Annotated in this window: 31 protein-coding genes, 1 tRNA gene and 1 pseudogene; 1 reads left to right on the plus strand and 32 read right to left on the minus strand. The window is 47.1% G+C overall.

Annotated features, from left to right (window positions below; translation table 11 throughout):
- Nucleotides 1-248: 248 nt before the first annotated feature.
- The 23 genes and pseudogenes from aroH to ACQ5DJ_RS01815 form a co-directional block, all read right to left on the minus strand.
- Complete coding sequence (gene aroH, locus ACQ5DJ_RS01705; RefSeq protein ID WP_429840922.1) at nt 249-626, minus strand: chorismate mutase; 378 nt, start codon at nt 624-626, stop codon at nt 249-251.
- Between the two features lie 2 nt (nt 627-628).
- A complete protein-coding gene (gene aroB / locus ACQ5DJ_RS01710) occupies nt 629-1,729 on the minus strand; it encodes a 3-dehydroquinate synthase (RefSeq protein ID WP_429840923.1) in 1,101 nt (366 codons plus the stop codon).
- Nucleotides 1,729-2,892: a chorismate synthase gene (gene aroC / locus ACQ5DJ_RS01715; RefSeq protein WP_429840924.1), complete on the minus strand. Its 1,164-nt coding sequence runs from the start codon at nt 2,890-2,892 to the stop codon at nt 1,729-1,731. Before aroC ends, aroB begins: the two co-directional genes overlap by 1 nt.
- Before the next feature lie 227 nt (nt 2,893-3,119).
- The gene (locus ACQ5DJ_RS01720) at nt 3,120-3,278 is read right to left on the minus strand and encodes a hypothetical protein (RefSeq protein WP_007716564.1); all 159 of its coding nucleotides are present in this window, start codon (nt 3,276-3,278) and stop codon (nt 3,120-3,122) included.
- A 76-nt stretch (nt 3,279-3,354) separates the two neighbouring features.
- Complete coding sequence (locus ACQ5DJ_RS01725) at nt 3,355-4,128, minus strand: CheR family methyltransferase (RefSeq protein ID WP_429840925.1); 774 nt, start codon at nt 4,126-4,128, stop codon at nt 3,355-3,357.
- A gap of 128 nt (nt 4,129-4,256) precedes the next feature.
- Nucleotides 4,257-4,700, minus strand: coding sequence for a nucleoside-diphosphate kinase (gene ndk / locus ACQ5DJ_RS01730; protein ID WP_007716560.1), 444 nt, complete (start codon nt 4,698-4,700; stop codon nt 4,257-4,259).
- A gap of 104 nt (nt 4,701-4,804) precedes the next feature.
- Complete coding sequence (locus ACQ5DJ_RS01735; RefSeq protein ID WP_429840926.1) at nt 4,805-5,770, minus strand: polyprenyl synthetase family protein; 966 nt, start codon at nt 5,768-5,770, stop codon at nt 4,805-4,807.
- Nucleotides 5,771-5,779: 9 nt separating this feature from the next.
- A complete protein-coding gene (locus tag ACQ5DJ_RS01740; protein WP_429840928.1) occupies nt 5,780-6,643 on the minus strand; it encodes a menaquinone biosynthesis protein in 864 nt (287 codons plus the stop codon).
- A gap of 4 nt (nt 6,644-6,647) precedes the next feature.
- Nucleotides 6,648-7,244 carry a UbiX family flavin prenyltransferase gene (locus ACQ5DJ_RS01745; protein WP_429840929.1) on the minus strand — a complete coding sequence of 199 codons (597 nt, stop codon included), beginning with the start codon at nt 7,242-7,244 and terminating at the stop codon, nt 6,648-6,650.
- Nucleotides 7,241-8,110 carry a UbiA-like polyprenyltransferase gene (locus tag ACQ5DJ_RS01750; protein ID WP_429840930.1) on the minus strand — a complete coding sequence of 290 codons (870 nt, stop codon included), beginning with the start codon at nt 8,108-8,110 and terminating at the stop codon, nt 7,241-7,243. Before ACQ5DJ_RS01750 ends, ACQ5DJ_RS01745 begins: the two co-directional genes overlap by 4 nt.
- A 77-nt stretch (nt 8,111-8,187) precedes the next feature.
- Nucleotides 8,188-8,907, minus strand: coding sequence for a demethylmenaquinone methyltransferase (locus ACQ5DJ_RS01755; protein WP_429840931.1), 720 nt, complete (start codon nt 8,905-8,907; stop codon nt 8,188-8,190).
- Between the two features lie 4 nt (nt 8,908-8,911).
- Nucleotides 8,912-9,746, minus strand: a pseudogene (locus ACQ5DJ_RS01760) (heptaprenyl diphosphate synthase component 1).
- Between the two features lie 125 nt (nt 9,747-9,871).
- On the minus strand, nt 9,872-10,387 hold the full coding sequence (locus ACQ5DJ_RS01765) for a hypothetical protein (RefSeq protein ID WP_429840932.1): 516 nt from the start codon (nt 10,385-10,387) through the stop codon (nt 9,872-9,874).
- Between the two features lie 76 nt (nt 10,388-10,463).
- Entirely contained in the window at nt 10,464-10,694 is a 231-nt protein-coding gene (mtrB, locus tag ACQ5DJ_RS01770; protein ID WP_007716531.1) for a trp RNA-binding attenuation protein MtrB, read from the minus strand.
- 37 nt (nt 10,695-10,731) lie between these two features.
- Nucleotides 10,732-11,442 (minus strand): lytic transglycosylase domain-containing protein, encoded by a 711-nt coding sequence (locus ACQ5DJ_RS01775; RefSeq protein WP_429840934.1) that lies wholly within the window; start codon nt 11,440-11,442, stop codon nt 10,732-10,734.
- 111 nt (nt 11,443-11,553) lie between these two features.
- Nucleotides 11,554-11,630: transfer RNA gene (locus ACQ5DJ_RS01780), tRNA-Pro, on the minus strand.
- A 66-nt stretch (nt 11,631-11,696) separates the two neighbouring features.
- Nucleotides 11,697-12,260, minus strand: a complete 564-nt coding sequence (gene folE / locus ACQ5DJ_RS01785; RefSeq protein WP_429840935.1) for a GTP cyclohydrolase I FolE — start codon at nt 12,258-12,260, stop codon at nt 11,697-11,699.
- Nucleotides 12,261-12,468: 208 nt separating this feature from the next.
- Nucleotides 12,469-12,741 (minus strand): HU family DNA-binding protein, encoded by a 273-nt coding sequence (locus tag ACQ5DJ_RS01790; protein WP_005831316.1) that lies wholly within the window; start codon nt 12,739-12,741, stop codon nt 12,469-12,471.
- 237 nt (nt 12,742-12,978) lie between these two features.
- Nucleotides 12,979-14,457 carry a stage IV sporulation protein A gene (spoIVA, locus tag ACQ5DJ_RS01795; protein ID WP_069845504.1) on the minus strand — a complete coding sequence of 493 codons (1,479 nt, stop codon included), beginning with the start codon at nt 14,455-14,457 and terminating at the stop codon, nt 12,979-12,981.
- A 180-nt stretch (nt 14,458-14,637) separates the two neighbouring features.
- Nucleotides 14,638-15,366 (minus strand): hypothetical protein, encoded by a 729-nt coding sequence (locus tag ACQ5DJ_RS01800; RefSeq protein ID WP_429840936.1) that lies wholly within the window; start codon nt 15,364-15,366, stop codon nt 14,638-14,640.
- 16 nt (nt 15,367-15,382) lie between these two features.
- Nucleotides 15,383-15,730, minus strand: coding sequence for a 2Fe-2S iron-sulfur cluster-binding protein (locus ACQ5DJ_RS01805; RefSeq protein WP_392429482.1), 348 nt, complete (start codon nt 15,728-15,730; stop codon nt 15,383-15,385).
- A 16-nt stretch (nt 15,731-15,746) separates the two neighbouring features.
- Nucleotides 15,747-16,043, minus strand: a complete 297-nt coding sequence (locus tag ACQ5DJ_RS01810; RefSeq protein WP_429840937.1) for a 2Fe-2S iron-sulfur cluster-binding protein — start codon at nt 16,041-16,043, stop codon at nt 15,747-15,749.
- Between the two features lie 12 nt (nt 16,044-16,055).
- On the minus strand, nt 16,056-16,244 hold the full coding sequence (locus ACQ5DJ_RS01815) for a DUF2768 family protein (RefSeq protein WP_017248104.1): 189 nt from the start codon (nt 16,242-16,244) through the stop codon (nt 16,056-16,058).
- 134 nt (nt 16,245-16,378) lie between these two features.
- Here ACQ5DJ_RS01815 and ACQ5DJ_RS01820 point away from each other — a divergent pair, with 134 nt between their 5' ends.
- Entirely contained in the window at nt 16,379-16,864 is a 486-nt protein-coding gene (locus tag ACQ5DJ_RS01820; RefSeq protein ID WP_429840938.1) for a hypothetical protein, read from the plus strand.
- A 120-nt stretch (nt 16,865-16,984) separates the two neighbouring features.
- On the opposite strand, the gene ACQ5DJ_RS01825 is transcribed toward ACQ5DJ_RS01820, so the two are convergent.
- From ACQ5DJ_RS01825 to rpsA, 9 genes are all read right to left on the minus strand, one after another.
- Nucleotides 16,985-17,251 (minus strand): stage VI sporulation protein F, encoded by a 267-nt coding sequence (locus ACQ5DJ_RS01825; RefSeq protein ID WP_017248102.1) that lies wholly within the window; start codon nt 17,249-17,251, stop codon nt 16,985-16,987.
- Nucleotides 17,252-17,329: 78 nt separating this feature from the next.
- On the minus strand, nt 17,330-18,382 hold the full coding sequence (locus ACQ5DJ_RS01830) for an NAD(P)H-dependent glycerol-3-phosphate dehydrogenase (protein WP_429840939.1): 1,053 nt from the start codon (nt 18,380-18,382) through the stop codon (nt 17,330-17,332).
- A 13-nt stretch (nt 18,383-18,395) separates the two neighbouring features.
- On the minus strand, nt 18,396-18,998 hold the full coding sequence (gene plsY, locus ACQ5DJ_RS01835; RefSeq protein ID WP_429840940.1) for a glycerol-3-phosphate 1-O-acyltransferase PlsY: 603 nt from the start codon (nt 18,996-18,998) through the stop codon (nt 18,396-18,398).
- Nucleotides 18,999-19,013: 15 nt separating this feature from the next.
- Nucleotides 19,014-20,327, minus strand: a complete 1,314-nt coding sequence (gene der, locus ACQ5DJ_RS01840) for a ribosome biogenesis GTPase Der (RefSeq protein ID WP_429841110.1) — start codon at nt 20,325-20,327, stop codon at nt 19,014-19,016.
- A gap of 54 nt (nt 20,328-20,381) precedes the next feature.
- Nucleotides 20,382-20,564, minus strand: a complete 183-nt coding sequence (locus tag ACQ5DJ_RS01845; protein WP_144616063.1) for a capping complex subunit for YIEGIA — start codon at nt 20,562-20,564, stop codon at nt 20,382-20,384.
- 3 nt (nt 20,565-20,567) lie between these two features.
- Nucleotides 20,568-21,473 carry a YIEGIA family protein gene (locus ACQ5DJ_RS01850; protein ID WP_429840941.1) on the minus strand — a complete coding sequence of 302 codons (906 nt, stop codon included), beginning with the start codon at nt 21,471-21,473 and terminating at the stop codon, nt 20,568-20,570.
- A 7-nt stretch (nt 21,474-21,480) separates the two neighbouring features.
- Nucleotides 21,481-22,116: a YphA family membrane protein gene (locus tag ACQ5DJ_RS01855; RefSeq protein WP_429840942.1), complete on the minus strand. Its 636-nt coding sequence runs from the start codon at nt 22,114-22,116 to the stop codon at nt 21,481-21,483.
- Between the two features lie 85 nt (nt 22,117-22,201).
- The gene (gene fni, locus ACQ5DJ_RS01860; RefSeq protein ID WP_429840943.1) at nt 22,202-23,254 is read right to left on the minus strand and encodes a type 2 isopentenyl-diphosphate Delta-isomerase; all 1,053 of its coding nucleotides are present in this window, start codon (nt 23,252-23,254) and stop codon (nt 22,202-22,204) included.
- A gap of 76 nt (nt 23,255-23,330) precedes the next feature.
- On the minus strand, nt 23,331-24,503 hold the full coding sequence (gene rpsA / locus ACQ5DJ_RS01865; protein ID WP_429840944.1) for a 30S ribosomal protein S1: 1,173 nt from the start codon (nt 24,501-24,503) through the stop codon (nt 23,331-23,333).
- Between the last annotated feature and the right edge of the window lie 65 nt (nt 24,504-24,568).

Genomic DNA, 24,568 nt, shown 5'->3' on the forward strand with positions numbered 1-24,568 from the left:
CAGACATCCACCTTTTCTACACCCGCTTCCTAGAGCGAGAGGTAGGGGGAGAATTTTTTGTATGCAAAAAAACCCAGACAAAGAGACCTGGATTGGGTGTCAATATGTACCCAGCCTTCTCTTCTCTCCTCAACCTAACTCATCTCAACTCTGCTCAACTCATTCTCTGCTCTCAGCCGGCTTTTGCTTATTACCGGAAAAACGAGGCGCTCTCGTTTCACTTATGGTAAAAGAGAGCGCCCTAATTGTCAACCGCGATTTGTCAAATCTGGTCGCAGCTTGACTGCATCACGCAAAAAGACGTGATGAATGTCTTTTGCTGTCTTGTCCGTATTCACATGCATCATGACACGAATACAAAGCGGCAAGCCACCCGGTACCGGGATTTCTCTTGCGCACATGAGTGGCACATATTGCCAAGCTTCTCCTTCAAGCAGGCGTGCTGCTTGAGCAGGGAAGGTCGCACAGAGGTCCTCTGTCGTCGTGATAATAATGCTGCCTATTTCTTCGGGGTTTACTTCATTGCGGCTTACCATCTCCTCCAACAACCATTTTGTAGAGGAGACAATCTCTTCACGCGTATCGGCTTCCACCGTGACTGCGCCTCTGATTCCTCTCATTCCCATCCTTATCCCTCCACTTCTTCTCTCATGACGCCCAGTATGAGTTCTTCTTCTATATTTTTGACGACTTCAACCTGCCCGATTGCCCTAGGTAACACCAATGCGAGCTTTCCGCCTACCGTCTTTTTGTCTCGTTTCATGGCTTCCAGCACAACTTCTGGCGAGAGATTACCCGGCCACGCCTTTGGCAGGTGGAACAATTCCAGCATCCGTTTCGTGCGATTGTATACACCTGTCTCGGCAAAACCAATACGTTCCGCTAGCTTGGCTGCCAAACACATCCCAATTGAGATGGCCTCCCCATGATTCAGGATGGAGTAAGCAGACAACGCTTCAAACGCATGCCCAAACGTATGACCCAAATTAAGCAATGCACGCTGTCCTTGCTCTGTCTCGTCTTGCGAAACAATAGCCGCTTTGACAGCGCAACCTTTTTCAATCGCTTTCCCTAATAATTCTGAATCGAGCTGCCATAGCCTATCCGCGTTTTCTTCGAGCCAATCGACAAAGGCAGCGTCGGCGATAAGACCATGCTTAACAACTTCTGCAAAGCCTGCTGCGACTTCCCGCTTCGGTAAGCTATGCAATGCTTTCGTGTCGTAAATGACAACTTTCGGCTGATGAAAAGCACCAATGAGATTTTTTCCGAGTGGATGATTGATCGCTACTTTTCCACCAACCGAACTATCATGTGCGAGCAAGGTAGTCGGCATTTGAACGAAATCAACGCCGCGCATGTACGTAGCAGCCACAAATCCAGCCAAGTCTCCGACGACTCCACCACCGAGAGCCAATACAGCAGATTTCCTGTCCAGTCCTGCATCAATTGCCTCAGTCATCAATCGTTCGTAGACAGCCAGGCTCTTCGATTGTTCTCCAGCAGCGATGACAGCTGAGTGGGCTTGATAGCCATGCTGCCGTAAAACATCAAGCAAAGGCTCTAGGTAATGAACCGCCACATTCTCATCTGTGATAATCATCAGCTTGCTAGTAGAAGCAATTCCTGCCTCTACTAGCAACGCTGCTGCATCGTGCAAAAGACCGTCGCCTATCACTATCTCGTAGGAACGCTCCCCCAGCTCAACAGTCAGCTTCTCTACACTCATTAGAATTTCTCCGTGTACGCACGGTATTGACTTACGTTTTCTGCCATGTCGTCCAGAGAATCAGAAGGGAATTTTTCGCACATTGCACTTGCGATCTCCCATGCTATCACTGCCTCCGCAACCACACTTGCCGCTGGAACAGCACAACTGTCGGAACGCTCAATGCTCGCTGAGAATGGCTCTCTCGAGTCAATATCCACACTCATCAACGGTTTGTACAAGGTAGGGATCGGTTTCATGACACCGCGAACAACTACAGGCATTCCTGTCGTCATTCCGCCTTCAAGACCACCTGCACGATTTGTTTTACGGCTGTAGCCGGTTTCTTCGTTCCAAATAATCTCGTCATGAACTTGGGAGCCTTTCAGACCGGATGCCTCGAACCCGATACCGATTTCGACACCTTTGAAAGCCTGAATGCTCATAATCGCTTGTGCAAGACGCCCATCCAGCTTGCGGTCCCATTGCACATGGCTACCCAAACCAATCGGCACGCCTTCAACGATAACTTCTACGGTACCACCGAGGGAATCCCCGTCTTCTTTTGCTTTATCAATCGCCGCCATCATCAGTGGCTCTGCTTCTTTGTCCAAGCAGCGCACTGGCGATTCTTCTGTGCGCGCAATCAGCTCGTCCAGACTTACTTCTTGTCGCTTCGCCACGATCTCATTGATCTGGAGTACCTGTCCGCCAATACGGATACCAAATTGAGCCAGCAATTGGCGAGCTACTGCACCAACAGCTACGCGGACAGTGGTCTCACGAGCGCTGGAACGTTCCAGAATATTACGCATATCACGTTGATGATACTTAATAGCCCCGTTTAAATCAGCATGTCCAGGGCGTGGACGGGAAACGCGACGCTTCTCTTCAGTGCCTTCCTCTACAGGTTCAGCACTCATGATTCCTTGCCAATGCGTCCAATCATTATTTTCAACGACCAGTGTGATAGGAGCTCCGGTTGTATATCCATGACGGACACCAGAAAGAATTTTCACCTGATCCTTTTCAATCTGCATTCTTCTGCCGCGACCATGGCCTTTCTGACGACGTGCCAACTGCTCATTAATTTCCTCAATGGAAATCGGCAAGTTGCTCGGTACGCCCTCAATGATAGCTGTTAATTGCGGCCCGTGGGATTCCCCTGCTGTCAAGTAACGCATCTCTATCCTTCCTCCATCCTCCAGGCAGCTGTATCCCCTAAAGACACTCTTTTCGGGGTGCTGTCCTTTATCACTTTTAAGCGCTATAATATCATACCTAGTACGCCGTGGAAATACAAAAGTGGCAAACGTGTGTGAAAAACCTTTTCTTCTTACAGGAAAACGCCCCTCCGTATAAGGAGAAGCGCTCTCTTTACGCTATCGCGAATAAATCAGGATTGACATACCTACACGTTGAAAAAAGGATTGGGGCTCAGCGGTTTGCGAGTGTGATCCACGCGTATCAAATCATCTAGTTGTGTCCTCTCCGCCCCTAAAATCTGACCACATTCCTGCAGCGTGATCAGCCCTCGACGGTATGCTTCGATGACCTTGTGTTTATCCATCTGCTGCCTCCTCTTGCAAAGTAGGTATTCCTAGTCTTGGAAAAAAACAGCAGAGATATACCAAGGCCAACATGAATCAACCCATTTTTCGATAGAAGAACGTATCCTCTGTCTCCAGTTGGTATTGTTGCGGCTGAAAAATTTGTTCCGTGCTGCCTACAAAGAGTACCCCACCAGGTTTCAGTGCCCGGCTAAACTTATGATACAGCTCATGCTTTGCTTCTTCGGTAAAGTAAATCATCACGTTCCGGCAAATAATCAAATCAAATTGAGAATCAAATGAGTCCGCCAACAAATTATGTTTTTTGAACGTCACTTTTTTCTTCACTTCGTCCGTTATGCGATAGCTGAGTGTATCTTTTTCAAAATACTTCGTTACGAGGTCTTTCGGACAATCTTGCAGAGAGCGGTCCGTGTATACCCCTTGCTTTGCTTTTGCTAGTGCTCCCTCATCAATATCGGAAGCGAGCACGGTCGCATCCAGCTTCTTACGTAGCAAAATCAGTGAGAGTGTGTACGGCTCCTCCCCTGTCGAGCATGCCGCACTCCAGCATTTCACCCGCGGCGATTGCTTCGCCAAGCGTGGCAAAATTTTATTCTCGAGAACTTCCCACCGGCCTGGATTGCGGAAAAATTCCGATACGTTGATGGTCATCCTATCGAGGAACTCATAGAAAAGCTCCTTGTCTTTAGCGATGGCATCGAAATACTGGGCAAATGTGTTGTACCCCCGCTTTTGTCTCAACGAGGTTAGACGGCGCTTCATCTGTGCTTCCTTGTAGAGGGCAAGATCAATTCCAGTCATTTTCTTAACACTAGCAATAAATTGGAGAAAGTCCTTATCTTCCATGCTGAATCGTACCCCCTTTGAAAACTCCTTAACTTGATTCGCTATATTTCGTCATTATCCTATCTGTTTTGACAAAGATTTTGACAAAAAAAAGAAAACCCCAATAAATGGGGTTTTCTCGATCAGTCTTAGATCCAGCGTTGGATTGTTTTCTCGAAGGAGAGAACTTCTTCAGCGGAGAACCACAGGCCGATTTCACGCTCAGCGCTCTCAGGAGAGTCAGAACCGTGGATGATGTTCATGCCAACGGAAGTAGCGAAATCGCCACGGATAGTACCGGAAGCAGCGTCTACTGGGTTTGTTTTACCCATCATAGCGCGAGCAGTTGTGATTACGTTGTTACCTTGCCATACCATAGCGAATACTGGTCCGGAAGTGATGAAGTCTACCAGTTCACCGAAGAATGGGCGCTCTTTGTGCTCTGCATAGTGTTCTTCAGCCAGTTCGCGGCTTACTGTCATCAGCTTAGCACCTACGAGTTGGTAGCCTTTTTTCTCAAAACGGGATACGATTTCCCCGATCAGGTTGCGTTGTACGCCATCTGGTTTTACCATAAGGAATGTTTTTTCCATTGTAAGTATGCCTCCATTAGAGCTATGTATTGGTGAATAGGACACCAACGAAAATTTTATCAAAACTAGAGTGGTCAAGCAACAGGAAGTCCGTCAAAATTTCATTAAAATTTGCGATCGATAATATAATTGGCGATACCTGTCAAGGATGTCTTAGCTTGGTTGTTAGGTAAATCTGCGAGAATGGCATGCGCACGGGCGATATAACGTTCAGCGAGGCGCAGCGAAAAAGCAATGCCCTCATCTTCTCGCACCATACGAACCGCTTCATCCGTATGATCCCAGAACGTATTTTGCGCGATCCATTCCTGGAATTGCGCACGTGCCTTTCCATGATGAGCCGAATAAAGCGCAGGCAAAGTAATGTTTCCATGCACCAAATCGCTTCCAGCAGGCTTCCCTAACTGCTTCTCAGTCCCTGTAAAGTCCAAAATGTCGTCGGTAATTTGAAAAGCCATCCCCACATTGTAGCCGTACCAGTACATTTTGCGAATCATTTCATCTGACGCACCACTTGCCACTGCTCCTAATTGACAGCTAATCGCAATTAGAAGCGCCGTTTTTCGTTTGATTCTGCGCAAATACGTACGGAAGTTTTGGTCCCAGTTATTTAAATCCTTTACTTGCTCGATTTCTCCCTTGCAAACCTCGACGATTGCATTCGAGAGAATTTGGTGCAATTGCGGAATCGGGAGCTGGGAGGCAATGGCCAATGCCCGCGCAAAAATATAGTCGCCGGCGTACATGGCTACTTTGTTATCCCACTTCATTCGAACCGTATCTTTTCCGCGACGCTTATCCGCATCATCAATCACATCATCATGCACAAGGGAAGCCATGTGGATCAGTTCGAGAGGAACGGCCACATGCTTTAGCTTTTTGACATCGTAATTGCCCCACTTACCGCCAAGCAAAACAAAAACGGGACGAATCCGCTTTCCCCCTGCCTTGAGTAAGTGAGTCGAAGATAGATACAGCTCTCGAACCGGCGTATCAATTGCTTTTTCCAGTTCATCTTCTATGTATTGGACATCTTTTTTCATCTTGAAGTAAATATCGACTAGATTCATCCGTTCCACCTATCTCGTCAACGTAGTATTGGTCTGTCGGCCGCCAGCTTGCCACAGATCGACGGTTGCAGGTGCCGATAGAAGTCCCAGCTCCGCTGCGCATCGGTAATAGTACTCCAGTCCAATCCGCTGAACGTCACCGAAATCGTGCTGTAATCCTTGGAAATAGTGGATCCATTGCTCTTTCTCTCCACCGAAATGTGTGTGAACGTAATCAATCAATGGGGCTGTATTCGCTCTTGTCTTCCTTTTGCTCTCCAAAAAAGAGGCATGGACATCCGCGATCAAATCATGATGATCGGCAATAACCGCTCGACGAAGAGCCCAAATGGCAAAGGTCATGGAATAGCCCGTAAATTGATGCCACAGCTCTCCTAAGTCATAGACATGCAGGTCTTTGACAGTTCGCTCAGCCGAAATAGCGTCGTCCCCGATCAAGAGCGCTGCATCAGCATCCTCCAGCATTTCTTGCAAAATGGGTTCCTGTGTAACGTAAGAAATCTCATAATCGTAAAACTTATGGAGAATGATCTTTAAGAGGTTTACTGTGGTAGCCGATGTGTTGGTCAAGGCTATTTTGGCACCGTTTAATTGTTCAATCGGCTTTTTGCTGAACAAGAAAAGGGAGCCTACTCTCCCCTTGGCACTGACAGACAGATCTGCCAATGCCACGTATTCGGAGGCATGCTCTGCATAGCTAAACGAAGAAATCGGTCCCAAGTCAATCTCGCCATTCGCCATTGCGGTGTTTAACTGGGCAGGAACTTGGCGGATGAATTCGATTCGGTCTTCAAATTTCGCCTGATCAAAATAGAAGTAAACCGGCAATACATTGGTATACAAAATTTGTCCAACACGAAAAGACTTTTGCATGCGTTTATTCCCCCCAACGCCGGAACAGCGAATGTGGTACATCAATTGCATCCAAAGTTTTCCCTACTACAAAATTGATCAGATCATCCATCGTTTGTGGTTTCTGATAGTAGCCTGGCATAGCAGGCAGAATCTTAACTCCCAGACGGCTTAATTTGAGCATATTCTCGAGCTGAATCGCATTGAGCGGTGTCTCTCTCGGAACGATGACCAAGCGCCGACCTTCCTTTATCATGACATCAGCAACGCGCTCCAGCAAATTACCGGACGCACCATGCGCGATGCCAGAAACAGTCCCCATCGAGCACGGTACTACGATCATACCGTCACAACGATAGGAACCACTGGCTGCGGGACAATTGAAATCTCGCAGTCCCCAATAATGTAGCTCACCTGAAAAGTCTTGTTGCAGCTTCTCCTGCAATAGATCTTCTCTGTCATCTGTGTGCCAATCCAGTTCATCACGAAATACTTGCCAGCCTGCTTCTGTAATCATCAAGTGAACGATATGTCCAGCACGTAAAAGCTCCTGGACGACTCGAACACCATAGATAGCACCACTTGCACCCGTTATCCCGACAGCCCACTTTTGCTTGTTCATGCAATCACCAAATCAATCATCGTAAAGGTAAACATCACGACACTCAAGATGCCATTCATATTGAAGAATGCCATATCTAGCTTGGACAGGTCTGTTGGCTTCACCAGCGTGTGTTCATAGATCAAAATCGCACCAGAAATGAGCACACCTACCAAGAACCAAATAGACAAGTCTGCGACTACATACAACGACATCAGACCAACGAAAGTAAGAACGTGGCATACGCGGGCGATCAGAAGTGCATTGGCAATTCCGAAGCGGCTCGGCATGGAATAAAGTCCTTCTTTACGGTCAAAATCTGCGTCCTGGCACGCATAAATGATATCAAATCCTGCTGTCCAGAACATAACGGATGCAAACAATAGAAGGCCGATGCCATCTACTTGACCCGTTGTCGCTACCCAGCCACCTAACGGACCAAACCCGATAGCAATCCCGAGAACAAAGTGGCAGAGCCAAGTAAAGCGTTTCGTATAGGAATAAAGCACAAGAACAAACACAGCGAGCGGCAACAATTTCACAGCCAAATCATTTAACTGGTATGCAGCAATGAACAACACTGCAAAGGACACCACGATAAACAAAATAACTTCCACAATCGAAAGGAGGCCAGCAGGAATCGCTCGTGTGACCGTCCGAGGATTTTTCGCATCAATCACCCGGTCAATGACACGGTTTAAGGACATCGCTGCACTGCGAGCGCCCACCATTGCTACCGTCACCCAGAAAATTTCCGACCAGGTAGGCCATGCATTCTCTACCACAATACTTCCCAAAACAGCTCCCATAAAAGCAAAAGGCAAGGCAAAAAGGGAGTGCTCGAATTTAATCATTTCCAAGATGATTTTCAATTTACGTAGACCCATCTATGACACTTCCTATCTAGTGAAGAAATACCGGTTTACTCCCCATATACGCGTTTGGCGCCATCGCATTCGTCAACCTATGGCTTTGTGCCCATATGCAATGCTGATACGCCGCCCATAAACAATTTGACCTGAACCGGGTCCAAGCCTGCTTTCTGAAACATGCTTGCCAGTTCGCGACTGTCCGGGAAATTGGTCAGGGATTGAGGCAGCCAAGCATACTCTTCGTACTTGTTGACTGTCAGCTTCGCGATAAAAGGCAAGATTTTGTAGAAATATAAGTAAAATAGCTTCCGGTACGGAATGAACGGGGGCTTGGACACTTCCAAAGAAACGACTTTACCGCCCGGCTTCACAACACGCGCCATTTCATTCAAGACCTGCTGAACATCCGGTACATTGCGCAAGGCAAACCCGATTGTTACGAAGTCGAATGTATTATCCTCGTAGGGTAGATTCATTGCATCTGCGTTCACTAGCTTTACGTTGTTGCCAACACCAGCGTTCGCCACTTTATATGCCCCGACATCGAGCATATTTTGACTGAAATCAAGACCAACAACACTGCCTTCTTTACCAACTGCCTTGGCCAATGCAATGGTCCAGTCTGCTGTACCACAAGCAACATCCAACGCCGTATGCCCAGGCTGGATATTCATCTGCTTCATCGTGTAATTACGCCAAGCAACATGACTGCCAAAGCTGATTACATTATTCATTTTGTCGTAATCGTTTGCAATGCTCTCGAAAACGGAGTGAACGTACTCTGCTTTCTCATTCATTTGTGTCTGGTTCACTTGGCTACATCTCCTCAATTACCTTCTTCAAGCGACTGATCCGATGGGAGTACCGTTCCGTAATGGATGCAAGCATATTCTGCGTCTCTGCAGGATGCAGCGTACGCACCATTTGCTCACATAAACCGATTAATTCGATGGCTTTCCCCTCAACGCCAGACAAAACTTGCGCGAGTGTAGCACCAGGTTTTTGCAGCAAAAACGGCAAAACCAAAAGGGACTTGTTCTTGCCATTTGAGCTGCTCCCACTCTCCGATCACACTCTCAACCTTGGCTGTTTCCTTCATCAGATCGCTCCAGAATCGACGGCGATCAGTTGAATCGGCATACTCCTCTACAACAGCCACGTATAAGCCCGTATCAATCGTATTTCGCAGTTCCCAGTACTCTTCATCTGATAAAATCTTGCTATCTCGCCCAGCGATGTAGAGCCTCATTTTCGCTTCGTTCACTCGCTGAATGGCTGCCGACAACACTTGAATAGCTTGGATTTCTCCCGCTGATGCCAGAAGGTGATAATAGCGACTGCTGTAATAATCACCCGCAAGTACGGTCAGCTGTCGGTTTCGCTCCGCGCTCTGTGAGGATTCGTACTCATTTTTCACGAGCTCATGCGTGTCCAGTCCCAATTGGACAAGTCCTGTTGCTGTACATAAAACTGATGCCTTTTCCTTCGGCATACCTTGTTCCAGCAAAAAAAGGTACAACAGCTCTAGACGATTTTCCGCCATGGAAGGAACGTCAACATAATGTTCTACATAGGAATGGGTGATTCTCTTGTAGATTTGTTCGATAATGGACCGAACCTCTTCTACATTCGGGGAAAGTTCTTTGCTCATGCGTCCTCCTCCACAAGCTGCACAACCTATAGATGTCTGCCTGTTCCGTACTGTTCCTTACTCTTCGGTCTTCCTCTGCCGTCCGGTCAAAAGGCCGTCTCTACTATCATACCATACTTCTTCCATCAGGGACTAATTCGCTCATAAAAATACGACTCGATTCGAATGGGAAATGTACTGCTTACAAAGGACTGGATATCCGAAGGGTCGGTCAAAGGTTTGTCATGTCCTGCGAGATTTCCCTTTGTCGATTGTATGGCAATCAATAATCTCGATTCTTTTGGTGGATCCGTCTCCTCCAACAAGCGATAGTACACGGGCCCGACATTGTCTGCATAGGTACGCAAGTCGTATGTCAAACGGTAAAAATCTTGATAGACGGTGTTTAGCTCTACTTTTTCGGCAGGTTTCACCACAAAATCGACATAGATCGATGGGTTTTCCCATTTTATACGCTTAATATTATAATGTGTCGACATCCTTGTAAACAAATCAAGGGCATTTTGCTCGCTTAAATGAATGGCTCGTGCCGACTGAAATGTCGGTATATCCGCTTGCATCCACTGATTTGTGGGAACGAGCGAAAGCATCAGAGCCAAAAAAGTGGAAACAGCAATTGCCATCAACAATTGGCGCGGCATAGACATCCCTCCTCTCCTCCATTGTACAAACAAAAAAAGCAGGCTATGCCTGCTTCTTAGCAAAACGACTTGCTCTTTATTCGGTCGTATCCACGACGCCATGCTGCGAGTAAATCACTGCTTTACCTCGCACCTTAATCGCAGAGGTGTGCTCCGTAAATTGAAAAATCATGACTTCGCCTTTATCAAGCTTCTCTGTATGATGAAAACGCGTATCAGTACCTCTTGTTAATCCGATCACATGAACGCCATTTTCCTTCGCTTTGACTACGAAATAATCCTGATTAAATCCAGATGGTTGTGCCAATATGTTTCCTCCTGACCAATACGATATGCGCGTACGTCTAGTATGATGCCCCTTCTGACTCCAGTCGGCTCATGATCTTGTCTACATAGCGCTGTGTCTCTTGCGGCAATTGGTCAAACTTCGCTTCTAGTTCGTCATCACTGCTGATTCCCAGACGACTCATCCTACCTGGGCCAGCATTATAAGCAGCAAGTGCTACTTTCACATCTCCATCATAACGATCCAAAAGCGACTTCAAATATTTTGTTCCACCTTCAAGGTTTTCATCAGGGTCGTATACATTGCGGACTTGCATGGCTTTTGCCGTATTGTCCATCAACTGCATCAAGCCCTTCGCCCCTGCGTGAGATTCTACATTCGGATTGAAATTGGATTCGGCCCTGACGACCTCTCTCACCAGATCAACGTCCACTCCCATCGCTTTCGCTGTCTGATCAATCTTGCCCAAGATTTCCGGGGTAGGTACAGATGGCCCTTTTGCAAAAGACAAGGACTGCTCATTTTGAATCTGGGTAGGAATCTTCCAGGTCCTAGAACCGTCTAACTTGGCTAAAATCTCCTGCGAACTGATAACCCGCTGGCCGGTTGTTGCTAACTGGGACTGCAGGATGTCCGAGAAGAGCCCCTCGTCTCCATACGAAAGCGAAGAGGCGTCATAGTTTTGCGGCAATGTTTGCAAATATGGTTGAAGTGATACAGGCACTTTCATAGCATTGAACAACCCTTCCCTAGCTTGTCTACCTATCATTATAAAAAAGAAAGATCAGGAAGCCAATAGCAAAATGGCACTACTTGGGAGAGTAGTAATTTTACATAAAAAAGAAGCCTTTGCTCAAGGCTTCTGATCGTTATATGCAGATGGTCGGAATGCAGGGATTCGAACCCTGGACCTCACCCACCCCAAGGGTGCGCGCTACCGGGCTGCGCCACATCCCGACTGTACATCCGTACTATACAATATTTTACTTATAGAGTCAATATAATTTCCTTATTTTTGAATTCTTAGCGAATCAAGCTAAATACTTCTGCACGGGCAGCCGCATCTTTCTCAAACATCCCGCGAACAGCAGAGGTGATCGTTTTCGAGCCTGGCTTTTTCACGCCACGCATTGTCATGCACATATGTTCTGCTTCAACAACCACAACAACGCCATGCGGATCGAGCTTGCGCATAATCGCGTCTGCTACTGTCGATGTAATGCGTTCTTGCAACTGTGGGCGTTTGGCAACGGTATCAACCGCACGCGCCAACTTGCTCAGTCCAACCACGCGGCCCCCACGTGGTACGTAAGCGACATGCGCTTTACCGAAAAAGGGAACTAAGTGATGCTCACACATGGAGTAAAACGGAATGTCCTTCACTAACACCATTTCCTCATGATCTTCGCTAAAGACAGTCTCAAAATACTGATCTTCGTCTATATGCATGCCCTCAAATACTTCAGCGTACATCTTCGCAACTCGCTTAGGAGTATCGAGGACTCCTTCCCGATTAGGATCATCCCCTACTGCTTCTAGGATCATGCGAACAGCTTGCTGTATTTTATCCAAGTCGACGTTCATCATTGTACCTCCTACGTAACGGCATACGCCTTGATTCTCATTTAAAAGGTCTGCCCGCTCGCGATCAAAGCCAATCTTACCATATCGTTTTAAAAAAGACAAAAAAATATGCCAGTATTTTCATAGGCAAACTGTATGAACAAAGAAAAAAACCCACATTTTATCAATGTGGATTTTTTTTATGTAAGTGCTTCGTTCTCAAAAGAAACAACTACTTGATGGAGTCTTTGAGTTGTTTACCTGGTTTAAACGCAGGTACTTTGCTGGAAGCGATTTCGATCTCTTCACCAGTTTGTGGGTTACGACCTTTACGAGCCGCACGTTCACGAACTTCGAAGTTACCAAAGCCGATCAGTTGGACTTTATCACCAGTTTTCAATGCATCTGCAATTGCGTCAAGAACTGCATCAACTGCTTTTGTTGCATCTTTCTTGGTGAGTTCTGTGGTTTCAGCCACTTTTGCAATCAGTTCTGTTTTGTTCATTTTATTCACCTCCCCTCAAAGAACACCAAGTCCTAGCTATTATTTTTCTTAACCGAAACGAAGCGTTTTATACACGATTGGTTGTTTTTACCGATCTGACAAGCTTATAGTAATACACCGATTTCTTAAATTCAAGCCCCTCCTGTCGAAATTGAACGAAATACAAGAAAAAAAGGCATCTCGTCATATCAGATGCCTTCCCTATATTTGTTGTTTATAGGACTATAGAACTATTTATTAAAGTATGATCGCAATCAGGCCACCCGATCCCTCGTTGATGATTCGGCCTAAAGTCTCCTGTAATTTGTATCTGGCGTTGTCTGGCATCATGGTAATTTTTGCTTGAATGCCCTCTCTTACGATGGAATGGAGCGAGCGTCCAAAAATATCGGAGTTCCAGATGGAAAGCGGGTCTTTGTCAAAATCTTGCATCAGATAGCGGACAAGCTCCTCACTCTGCTTCTCTGTTCCGATAATTGGAGCGAATTCAGACTCGACATCCACCCGAATCATGTGAATAGACGGCGCTGTTGCTTTGAGTCTGACTCCAAAGCGCGGTCCCTGGCGGATTAGTTCAGGTTCGTCCAAGGTCATTTCATGCAACGACGGGGCTGCTATACCGTAGCCCGTACTTCGGACCATGTGCAACGCTTCCGCTACCTGATCAAACTCGCGCTTGGCGTGTGCGAATTCCTGCATGATTTTCAGCAAGTGATCCTTGCCATTTATCTCCACACCGACAATTTCCATCAAGATACGGTCATACAGTTCATCTGGCGCGTAGAGGTCAATCTCTGCGATCCCTTGCCCCATATGCATACCTGCAAGGGAGGCTCTCTCTACGAAGTCATAGTCATTGAAGAAGCCGACGACACGGTCCACATCGCGTAACCGGCGGATGTCCTGCACGGTCTCACGTACAGCTTCCTCGTAGTTCTGACGTAGCCAGTGCCCGTTTTCCAGCACCATTACCCAGCTCGGCAGATTTACATTTACTTCATGAACAGGGAATTCAAACAGGACTTCTCTCATGAGGAGCAAGATTTCCTGCTCTGTCATATGATCAACCGACAAGGCAACGACTGGGACATCGTATTTTTCCTGCAGCTGTAAGCGAAGGTTTTGTGCTTCGTCGGCCCGCGGACGCGTCGAGTTTACAACGATTACGAACGGTTTTCCGACTTCCTTCAGCTCGTTTACAACCCGCTCCTCTGCATCGATGTATCCTACACGCGGTATTTCCGCGATGCTGCCATCCGTTGTCACAACGATCCCGATGGTTGAGTGTTCCTGGATAACCTTGCGTGTCCCGACTTCGGCCGCTTCCTCAAATGGTACAGGCTCTTCATACCAAGGTGTATTTACCATTCTTGGGCCATTGTCGTCTTCAAAACCCTTTGCCCCTTGCACCGTATAGCCAACGCAGTCAACAAGGCGGACATTGATGCTGAGTCCTTCTGTCACATGTACGTTAACGGCCTGATTCGGAACAAATTTGGGTTCAGTTGTCATGATTGTTCGTCCTGAAGCGCTCTGCGGCAACTCGTCTGTCGCTCGTATCCGCTCCGCTTCAGAGTTGATATTCGGGATGACAACTTGCTCCATAAACCGCTTGATAAAGGTCGACTTTCCCGTACGAACAGGGCCTACCACTCCGAGGTAGATGTCTCCGCCCGTCCGTTCGGCAATGTCTTTAAAGATGTCGACTCGTTCCACGATCGATGACCTCCTTCTATTTGTCTATTTTTACACTATGACCGATTTTCCGAATTATCCCTGACCGCCAGTATTTTCGTAGGGAATCTCGTACTAGTTTTGTGGACAGTACAAATATATGTATTTTTGCGTTAACTAGAACAAAAAAAACGACCCTGATCAGAGTCGTTTTTCGTAAAGTTAATTTAGTTTGAGAAGACTTGGGTCACCATCGACCATTTCATAAGGAAACGATTTCGCTGGAACAAACATCGAATTTCGTGCAAGAACGTACCTCGGATCTGTTTTTTCCGGTACGGTTACTTTTGTATCCCGAAGTAATTGCGCGATATCCGCAGCATAATCAATCCCGACTTGACCTTCAGCGTTCATGATCAGTGGCAATAAGTAAGTCCCCATCGTGGACGGCACCTGCCACGCTTTTAACCCGAGTCGTTCATGATCGATGGAATAGTAGCCATTCCCCAAGTCAGCGAGTACAGGCAGCTTTTCAAAATGGCCCTTGTAACGGTCTACTTCGCTCTGAACATCCGCTACCGTACTGACCGCGGTCAAATGAATGAGCTTCACTGTCGGCTTTGTATCCACATCAATCAATACGTACTTGTATACGCCGCCTTTTTCAAATGCGTTCCCAGGTACATCCGGCATGTATTTAGGGATCATCTTGCGGAAATCAATCTCATATTTTTCAAAAATAGGAGTATCGAGGGGTTTCGTTACGATTGGCAATACTGCTGTGTCTTTTTGGAATTGCTCAATCGCTTTTTGTGTTGCTTCTACAAAAAAGGTACTAGGAATTTGATTCTCTGCTCTGCGTTCATCCGGATACAAGCATCCGGATAAAAGGGAAGACAGAATCGTTAAGCTGATCATGAGCTTGAACGATTTTCGCCACGATTGCCACATCTTATGTACACACCTCTTACATTCCATCTTCATTTTCTTTGCGTTGTCGCTCGAGTGCAGCCGCTACCACTGATTTCAGCTTGTTTTCTGGAATCCTGACCGTGCAATCCTTTTCCGTCGTTTTTGCCTGACAGGCTAAACGAATCCCATTTGCGAGATCCTTTTCAGGCAGCTTGCGCTTTTCCAGCGCCGTTGGCGGGCACAGCAGGCCATTCTCAACGACCACACGGCACATCAGACAAGATGCGTGTCCACCGCATCTCTGTGGGATTACGACGCGAGCTGACGAAGCTACACCGACCAAGGTTTGCCCTGTCCGCGCCTTCACACTCTTCTTGCTCGGGAGAAAGGTTACTTTCCCCATTTTGTCACTTCCTTTACTAGTACGGCCGATGAGCTACCTTGACTGTTCCTGCTGAAACAATCTTTGTCTGGCAGCCTAATCTGTAGCCTTCTGTGCGTTCAGCCTTGCGCAAACGCAGTTTTTCTTCTGGTGTCACTTCGTTTAAGTACTCTGCCCCTTCCAGAACATGCGTACGGCATTGTGCACATACCCCTCTTTGGCAGGCATGGCCCCACACGACGTTGTTCTTTTTCGCAAGAGCAACAATGGATTGATTCAACTCGATCGAGACTTCATGACTGCCTGCACGAGTAAGTAGTGTGACCGTTGACATCGATAATCCTCCCTAGACAAAAATCACAATCAAAATCATGACAAGCACGACGAGTAATAGTAAAAATGCGAAGGTCTTCACAAGGAACCGCAAAAACGCATTGGTTATTTTTCTGGCAAAGATCATAACTAAATTGCAGACGAACATGAGCCCAATGGCAATTAAGGAAATGTTCATCTTTGTCATAGGATCAATATACATCGGGACTGCAGCATCCTTTGCATTTTTTGCTTTATTATACCATAATTCCCCCTCTTCGTCTGATGCTTGCGAACCTAATACTAGACATTCGCATAGACTATCGTGATGAATTCGCCCATTGGAGGGATGAAACGTTGAGTAATAAAATAAATAATCGAAAATGGCGGAATCCATACGCACCTATACCCAGCAAAAAATTAAGCGACCAAGTCGAAAATGTCTCGCTTTCCATTTCACAAAAAAGAATCCTGCCCACGGTTGATTTGCGCACCTCTGTTACGAAAATGCGCCATAACATCAAAGGGATCGGCAGCACGATTCGGCAGGTAGAAGACACGATGGATTCGTTGTACGGGGCAATGGAGATGATGGAGAACCTCGGAAAACGCGCGCCGGAGCCTGAGGTCGTTGCCGAAAAGCCTGCTGGCAAACGCAAAGCCGCTCCTCCAGAGCCACAAAAGGCAGCAGAACCAGCACCACAGGAATCAGGCTTAGGTTTAGGCAACCTTTTGGGCAATATAGATATCGGGCAATTACTTGGTCTCCTGCAATCCCCTTTGGTCCAGAACCTGATTACACAGGTAAGCGGCAACTCCAAGGAACGAAAAAAAGAGGGATAAGATCCCTCTTTTTTTCTTGCAATCTGTAGGTCAGCCATGTCCCTGTAGAGCCATGATTGTTCCTAGTCTTACTGTATGACGGTTTTTGTTGCAGGTAACGGGCATAATCGCCCATTTCTCTTATTTGAGCAGCTTGGTCAAGGTGGACATGTCACTGAGATTGATTTCCTGATTACGAAACATTTCAATGACCTTATCCTCCTTTTCAGGAGTTAATTGCTTGCCGCTAAGGGTAGCGAGTGTCCGAATGATTTGACGTAGCTTAGTCTCATCTTCAAAATCGCTGCGCTTGACCTGACCTGCTAGTGAGCGAAGCTTTTCTTCATCGACATTTTCCGTTGCTTTCCCTTGCAAACGCTCAAAAAGTCGTTTCGACATATTATTCATGTGAAATCTCCTCCTGCACATGGGCTTTCACCCTATCGTATGTGCAGAAGCCTAAATCGGTGATACTCCATTCATGACTTATTCCGCATCGGGATTGAGGTATGCCATTTCATAGGTTTTTCCGCGCCCCATCAGTTCTTCCACGCCTTGACGAGCTTCTTTTCCTTCAAACAGCATGCCGTACAGAACAGAAGTAATTGGCATTTCCACTTGCTCGCGTCGCGATAAGGAAAAGGCTGCATTTGTTGTGCGAACGCCTTCGACGACCATACCCATCTGCGCCAGTACGTCATCGAGTCTTTTTCCTTGTCCGAGCATATAGCCTGCACGCCAGTTCCGGCTGTGTTTACTCGTACATGTGGCAATCAAATCGCCAACACCAGCCAGACCTGAAAACGTAAGCGGCTTAGCACCGAGCTTAATGCCCAGACGGCTAATTTCCGCCAAGCCACGGGTCAACAGCGCTGCCTTAGCGTTGTCTCCATACCCTAAGCCATCAGACATCCCTGCACCAAGTGCAATGATGTTCTTCAACGCTCCAGCGATCTCAGCGCCAATTAAATCCGGGTTGGTATACACACGAAAATTCGTATTCATCAACAAATCCTGAGAGCGCAGCATGCTTTCTTCCGATTCAGACGCCATCACAACTGTCGTTGGTTGCCGTTTGACTACTTCCTCGGCATGGCTCGGTCCTGACAACACAGCCAATCTAGACGCAATCTCTTTCGGCACCTCTTCCACAATGACTTCTGACATTCGCTTCAGACTTTCCAGTTCAAAGCCTTTTGTCGCATGAATCAAAAGTACATCCGGTTCTAAGTACAGAGCCACTTGCTGACAGATTTGGCGCATGGCATGAGAAGGAACAACGAGAAGAACAATTCGCTTGCCTACTACAGCCTCTTGGATGTTGGTCGTCGCCACTATGTTTGCTGAAAGCTTTTCTCCAGGCAGATATTTTTCATTCACATGCTTGCTGTTTATTTCTTCTGCCAGCTTGGTATCCCGTACCCAAAGCGTAACCTGATGCCCGTTGTCCGCCAAAACAGTCGCAAGTGCCGTTCCCCAGCTTCCGGCCCCAATCACCGTAACATTTTGAATCAATACGTCCCCCTCCACTTTTCTCATGTCCGTTCGTACATTATCCCAGCTTCCGGTTGGACTTATCTCCTAGTTTCCGTTCGTTTCCTGAAAGAAGATTGCGGATATTATTAAAATGACGAATGTAAGCAAAGACTGCGATCGCCAAGCTCGCCCAAATAAAGGAAACAGGTTTGTCCAACAAGTAAAGGGTAAATGGAATAACCGTTACGATAACCAATGATCCTAATGAAACAAAGCGAGTGATCGCAATGACGATGACAGCCAACACGGCAGCGATCAAAAAAGCCAAGGGAGAAAAACCTAACACGACACCTAGCGTGGTCGCAATGCCTTTCCCTCCGCGGAATCCAAAAAAGATCGGCCAATTGTGACCTGCGATAACAAACAAGCCTGCCACTGCATACGCTGCCGGGTCCCCTGTCATCAGGTGAGTCAGTCCCATCGCAGCTATTCCTTTTAGTGCATCAAGAAGGAGAACGGCAATGCCGGGGCCTTTTCCTAACACCCTTAAGGTATTAGTTGCTCCGGCATTTCCGCTGCCATGAGAACGTATGTCAATTCCTGCGACTTTTTTGGCGATAAGATAGCTAAAGCTAATAGAACCGATTAAATAGCTAATCACCCAGGATAATAACACCATGGCGCTTTTCTCTCCCTACGTTTTTTTCCGTGTCCAGATTCTAACTGGTGTGCCTTCAAACACAAATGCTTCACGGATCTTGTTCTCTATGTAACGTTCATAGGAGAAGTGCATAAGTTCTGGATCGTTCACAAACAGAATGAACGTCGGTGGTTTCACCGTCGCTTGTGTCGCATAGTTGATCTTCAAGCGTTTGCCGCGATCAGATGGTGGAGGTGTACGGATCGTCGCATCTGTTATCAAATCATTGAGAACGCCGGTAGGAACGCGCATCGTATGTGCTTGTGCTACTTCATCGACCTTCGGCAGAATCGTATGGACACGTTGCTTCGATTTTGCAGACACATACATGATCGGAGCGTAATCCAGGTATTTAAATTCTTCGCGGATCAATTCTGTGAAGCGTTGCATCGTTTTGTCGTCTTTTTCAATAGCATCCCATTTGTTCACGATAATAATGACACCACGGCCAGCCTCATGTGCATAACCCGCGATCTTCTTGTCCTGCTCGATAATGCCTTCTTCCCCGTTAATGACAACAAGAACGACATCGGAATCTTCAATGGAACGCATCGCACGCATCACACTGTATTTTTCCGTTGTTTCATACACCTTCCCGCGCTTGCGCATACCTGCTGTATCTACGAGAATGTAGCTTTGGCCATCACGCTCAAATGGCGTGTCGATCGCATCACGGGTCGTTCCGGCAACCTCACTGACAATAACTCGCTCTTCACCGAGAATCGCATTCGTCAAGGAAGACTTCCCGACGTTTGGACGACCGATGATGGATACACGAATGATATCGTCTCTTTTCTCTTCGTCATCCTCTGCTGGGAAATGCTGAACCACGTCTTCCAGCATATCGCCCAAGCCAAGACCATGGCTACCCGAGACAGGGAATGGCTCGCCCAAGCCCAAGGAGTAAAAGTCGTAAATATCCGCACGCATTTCCGGATTATCCGCTTTGTTCACCGCGAGTACGACAGGTTTTCCTGTCCGATTCAGCATTCGTGACAATTCAACGTCTGCATCGGTCACACCTGTGCGGCTATCTGCAATCATAATGATGACATCTGCTTCGTCAATCGCAAGCTCTGCCTGGTAACGCATCTGTGTAAGAATCGCGTCGGTCTCGCCAAACTCAATTCCACCGGTATCAATCACATGGAAAGTATGCGTTAACCATTCACCTTTCCCGTACAGGCGGTCACGGGTTACTCCCGGCATATCCTCCACGATCGCGACTCGTTCGCCAATCAATCTGTTAAAAATCGTGGACTTTCCCACGTTGGGTCTCCCCACAATGGCTACCACTGGTAATCCCATAATCAACAACACTCTCTCTCATTTTACGTTTTGACTAGCTAATCATACCATACACTACTTATGCCGAACAATGATAAGGGTATCGTCACTGACTTCATGCACCATCGCGTCCAGTATCTTTTCCAGCGTGAAAGCTGTTTGCTGCATCTTCTCCGTAGTAGACTCGATAAAAATCGGGACACCACCCGCAATCCTGTCTTTGTTCGTCGTAATCACCGCCAAGATTAATCCTGTCATGGCCTACAGCTCCTTTTTCAGGATTCTAGTCTTCGTTGGCATTCGGAAGACGCTTTCGAGAATCGGGACTGCACGAATGACGGACGTTGCGCGTTTGACATCTTTTTCTTGTGGTAATAAAAAGACACCCAGTCTTCCTGACTGTATATCACGTTTTACCAATGGTGTTAACGATGGCTCTCCTGTATCTGTATATACGCCGAGCTGTGTCGCGACATCGTGCAATATCGCTTGCCGCTGTCCTGGATGGGCAATCGTGACCTTGGCATTGGCATCCCTCGGCGTGAGAATAAAACCCACTCCTTGCTCACGTATGATCTCTTGGGCATCTGCCAACCCGACGTTCATGATGTAAATGTCGTTGACATACAAGTCTTTTCCATCCATTCTCACTTCGCCCGGTTCGATCTCTGCAATCAGCGACAGTGTTTTTCCAGAGCGCAGCTTGCGAGAGATCATTAAGGCAATGACACCCGCGATGACACCTCCCCACCAATGAAAAAGGATGGTAGCCGTCGTTGTCACCAAAGAGGTAAACATGACCATGTAATTGCGCCCTTCAAACACCATGGCGATTCCTTCGATGTAGGGGCCACCACGGGGCACTAGCTCCTGCTTATCGATCTCCGTGAGCGTAGTGCGTTCCATGTTCCTGACATCGCGGAATTGCTGAGCAGCCACCGTCAAAAATGTGACCGCCGTGTAATTCTCCTTGAGCAGGGCGGGAATCGCTAATGCTCCGAGCGCAGATGCAATCACCCCAAGTGAAACGTGAATAATTTTTCCGTGGGGATAGGTTGGATATTGTCGATAATCTGTTCGCAAAAGATGAATTCGGCACATAATGCCGAAAAGGAAACCCAGAACTAACGGAAATACATATTGATAAGCTAGCAATTCCTTAAACACCCTAGCGTCACCTGCCCGTATCGGAATGGGAAGACTCTGTTTCTGTTCTACCAAGAATACGACGAATCGCAGACCAGACGATGCTGACGAGAGCCCATAGTGATATGCCACTCCACAAGAGATCTTGCGCATACTCCGATCCCCAATGACAGGAACCCGACAATTTCCAAAAATATAGCGAATGTATCACATCTGCGAGTGGCATGGCGAGCGTGAGCTGAAACAGCTGTCCCAGATTCGTTCTGCTCATCAAAAAAATCGTACTGACTCCAACAGCGGGTACGATGATCCTCTCATCCCAAAAAAGCAAGATCGGATCGGTAAAAAACAGCCAGCGCAGCCAAAATAGCAAAAGGGCGGTTGCCAGCGCACTCAGCAAGTACAATCTGCGTATTTTGGACATGAGCTTGGTGTAAAGGACAATGCTTGCGATCAGTGGCAGTATCGTTCCACTTAGACTAACTTGAATGGGGGCAAAATAGATTTCCCAGTTCACAAACGTACAAATTAAAAACGCACTGATCACTGCGAGCACTCGTCTGCGTTCCATCTTCATGTTTCGCAGCTGTAAGTCAAAGCTTCCCATCCAGACAAGACACAGTAAAGACCACTGGATGAGGATCGCAACGGTTCCCTCGTTCATGTTCATCTCCTCAGAATGATGGTTGTCTCCCCCAAAAGTATGCCTCAACCAAGGAAATTTCATGAATCGAATGCTCGTCCACTAACTAACGTTGCGCCTGTCTTTCCAATTGGATGTGACGAAGCCTAGCTCTCTCCGCTGTTTTTCCCGTGATCATAACAGGAATACAAACAGCGTCTGCCAGACCTTTCATTCCTAGTGCCGTCATCGCCACACGAATTTGATGATGCCATCTGTCGACGGTAAACAAGCATTCTTCCAGAGATTCGCTTTGAACCAGACGCAGCATTGCCCCTGCCATCCCGACAGCGGACGCGCCTAAAGAAGCAGCTTTGACTACATCTAGTCCATGTCGAACACCGCCTGTTGCTATGTACGACATTCCTGAATGACCGACAGCATTCGCTTCCAGCAAGCTCTCTACCGTCGTGAATCCCCAATCCTCGAACATGGCGTGAGGATGATCACTACGCATATTTTCAACTTGAGCAAAATTTGTTCCGCCTTTTCCACCCACATCGATGGTTCTGATCCCGATTTCTATGAGCTTCTCCATTGATTCCTTCGCCATGCCAAAACCGACTTCTTTGACTATAACCGGCACATCCAGACTCTCCTTGATCGCTTGAATGCGTTCGAGATAGCCGCGAAAATCCCGATCTCCCTCAGGCATCAACAGTTCTTGCATGACATTCAGATGGATTTGCAGTCCGTTCGCTTCGATCATCTCCACCGCTGCTGTTGCCTGCTCCACTGTCGCTTCCGCCCCAACATTTGCAAACAAGATCCCCTGTGGATGTTCCCTTCTGACAATTCGATAGCTATCCGTAACATCTGGATCACGCAGAGCGGCCATTTGTGAGCCAACAGCCATAGCCAGATTGCGTTCCCTCGCAATGATCGCCAGTTTTTGATTGATCTGCGTAGTCCCACCAGCTCCACCCGTCATCGCATTAATCATAATCGGTGAGGAAAGTCGTAAGGATGCGATCTCAGTGTCCAGTGAGGTTTCGGCAAACGCTGCATTCGGCAAGCTATTCGGAACAAAGCTAACATCGTCAAAACTATTCGCACCATCTTCCCCGGTGACAAGAGCATTTCGAATATGGTCCAGTTTTCTAATCGAACGATGATCCATTCTACCCCTCCTAGACTTTCACTCCCAGAAAAAAGGGATACGCCAGAGCGTATCCCCATGAATCCTACTTTTTATCTTACTTGAACTTGTCTTTCAGATCACCGAACAACTCGCCCAATGTCACGCCCATTGGTTGGTTGTTTTCTTGCGTGAATTGTTGCTGCTCACGCTTGCTCGCACGTTCTGCCTGCTCCACACGGTCTTCTTCTACTGCACGGATGCTGAGGCTAATGCGCTGTTCTTGTGGAACAACATCCAAAACTTTTACCTGTACTTCTTGGCCCTCTTTCAACACCTCACTCGGTGTATTCACCCGGCGATTTGCAATTTGCGAGATGTGTACGAGGCCTTCGATTCCAGGAGCCAGCTCAATAAATGCACCGAAGGACACCAAACGTTTTACCGTTCCATTCAAAATAGAGCCCGCTTTGAAATCTTCAGCAACGTTCGCCCATGGTCCTGCTTGCGTTTCCTTAATGCTAAGGCCAATGCGCTCGTTTTCACGGTCAATTTTGAGGACCTTCACTTGTACCTTGTCGCCTTCCTTCACAACATCGGACGGCTTATCTACACGGTTCCAAGCAAGTTCAGATACGTGAACCAATCCATCAACACCACCGATATCCACGAATACGCCGAAATCGGTCATGCGCTGAACCGTTCCTTCCAATACTTGACCCACTTGGATTTTATCCATAATGGATTGCTTTTGCACTTTTACTTCGTCTTCCAAAACCGCTTTGTGGGACAGGATGACTTTATTCTTTTCTTTATCCATTTCTACTACTTTCAAAGCCAATGTTTTGCCTTTGTAATCAGAGAAATCTTCAACGAAATGACGCTCTACCATGGAAGCCGGAATGAAGCCGCGAACACCTACATCAACAACCAGTCCGCCCTTCACTACTTCTTTCACGGACGCTTCGATGATTTCACCCGCTTGCATTTTTTGCTCAAGATCAGACCAAGAGGATTCCATCGCTACGGCTTTCTTGGAAACAACGAGCTCTTCTTTCTCATCGTTTAGCTTGATGACTTTCACTTCGAAAGTATCACCAACCACTACTACATCAGATACCTTTTCAACATGGAGTGGAGACAGTTCGCTGATAGGAATCAGACCATCGTACTTGTAGCCTAGATCTACAAGCGCTTGTTTGTCCTCAACTTTTGTTACGGTTGCTTTTACGACATCTCCTACGGAAATGGTTGTTGCATCCGTCAAGCTTACGTTCGTTTCTTCCATCATTCAAAAGACCTCCTTAATACCATCCAGTCCCAAACGTCTATGTACAGGTTGTGTACAACCTCACT

It is taken from the genome of Brevibacillus sp. FIR094 (genome assembly GCF_050477165.1).
Lineage (GTDB): Bacteria > Bacillota > Bacilli > Brevibacillales > Brevibacillaceae > Brevibacillus.

Coding starts and splice junctions, on each gene's coding strand:
- aroH (WP_429840922.1), bottom strand. CDS start 626: ATGGGAATGAGAGGAATCAGAGGCGCAGTCACGGTGGAAGCCGATACG.
- aroB (WP_429840923.1), bottom strand. CDS start 1,729: ATGAGTGTAGAGAAGCTGACTGTTGAGCTGGGGGAGCGTTCCTACGAG.
- aroC (WP_429840924.1), bottom strand. CDS start 2,892: ATGCGTTACTTGACAGCAGGGGAATCCCACGGGCCGCAATTAACAGCT.
- ACQ5DJ_RS01720 (WP_007716564.1), bottom strand. CDS start 3,278: ATGGATAAACACAAGGTCATCGAAGCATACCGTCGAGGGCTGATCACG.
- ACQ5DJ_RS01725 (WP_429840925.1), bottom strand. CDS start 4,128: ATGGAAGATAAGGACTTTCTCCAATTTATTGCTAGTGTTAAGAAAATG.
- ndk (WP_007716560.1), bottom strand. CDS start 4,700: ATGGAAAAAACATTCCTTATGGTAAAACCAGATGGCGTACAACGCAAC.
- ACQ5DJ_RS01735 (WP_429840926.1), bottom strand. CDS start 5,770: ATGAATCTAGTCGATATTTACTTCAAGATGAAAAAAGATGTCCAATAC.
- ACQ5DJ_RS01740 (WP_429840928.1), bottom strand. CDS start 6,643: ATGCAAAAGTCTTTTCGTGTTGGACAAATTTTGTATACCAATGTATTG.
- ACQ5DJ_RS01745 (WP_429840929.1), bottom strand. CDS start 7,244: ATGAACAAGCAAAAGTGGGCTGTCGGGATAACGGGTGCAAGTGGTGCT.
- ACQ5DJ_RS01750 (WP_429840930.1), bottom strand. CDS start 8,110: ATGGGTCTACGTAAATTGAAAATCATCTTGGAAATGATTAAATTCGAG.
- ACQ5DJ_RS01765 (WP_429840932.1), bottom strand. CDS start 10,387: ATGCCGCGCCAATTGTTGATGGCAATTGCTGTTTCCACTTTTTTGGCT.
- ACQ5DJ_RS01775 (WP_429840934.1), bottom strand. CDS start 11,442: ATGATAGGTAGACAAGCTAGGGAAGGGTTGTTCAATGCTATGAAAGTG.
- folE (WP_429840935.1), bottom strand. CDS start 12,260: ATGATGAACGTCGACTTGGATAAAATACAGCAAGCTGTTCGCATGATC.
- ACQ5DJ_RS01790 (WP_005831316.1), bottom strand. CDS start 12,741: ATGAACAAAACAGAACTGATTGCAAAAGTGGCTGAAACCACAGAACTC.
- ACQ5DJ_RS01800 (WP_429840936.1), bottom strand. CDS start 15,366: ATGTGGCAATCGTGGCGAAAATCGTTCAAGCTCATGATCAGCTTAACG.
- ACQ5DJ_RS01805 (WP_392429482.1), bottom strand. CDS start 15,730: ATGGGGAAAGTAACCTTTCTCCCGAGCAAGAAGAGTGTGAAGGCGCGG.
- ACQ5DJ_RS01810 (WP_429840937.1), bottom strand. CDS start 16,043: ATGTCAACGGTCACACTACTTACTCGTGCAGGCAGTCATGAAGTCTCG.
- ACQ5DJ_RS01815 (WP_017248104.1), bottom strand. CDS start 16,244: ATGTATATTGATCCTATGACAAAGATGAACATTTCCTTAATTGCCATT.
- ACQ5DJ_RS01825 (WP_017248102.1), bottom strand. CDS start 17,251: ATGAATAATATGTCGAAACGACTTTTTGAGCGTTTGCAAGGGAAAGCA.
- ACQ5DJ_RS01830 (WP_429840939.1), bottom strand. CDS start 18,382: ATGAGAAAAGTGGAGGGGGACGTATTGATTCAAAATGTTACGGTGATT.
- plsY (WP_429840940.1), bottom strand. CDS start 18,998: ATGGTGTTATTATCCTGGGTGATTAGCTATTTAATCGGTTCTATTAGC.
- der (WP_429841110.1), bottom strand. CDS start 20,327: ATGGGATTACCAGTGGTAGCCATTGTGGGGAGACCCAACGTGGGAAAG.
- ACQ5DJ_RS01845 (WP_144616063.1), bottom strand. CDS start 20,564: ATGACAGGATTAATCTTGGCGGTGATTACGACGAACAAAGACAGGATT.
- ACQ5DJ_RS01855 (WP_429840942.1), bottom strand. CDS start 22,116: ATGAACGAGGGAACCGTTGCGATCCTCATCCAGTGGTCTTTACTGTGT.
- fni (WP_429840943.1), bottom strand. CDS start 23,254: ATGGATCATCGTTCGATTAGAAAACTGGACCATATTCGAAATGCTCTT.
- rpsA (WP_429840944.1), bottom strand. CDS start 24,503: ATGATGGAAGAAACGAACGTAAGCTTGACGGATGCAACAACCATTTCC.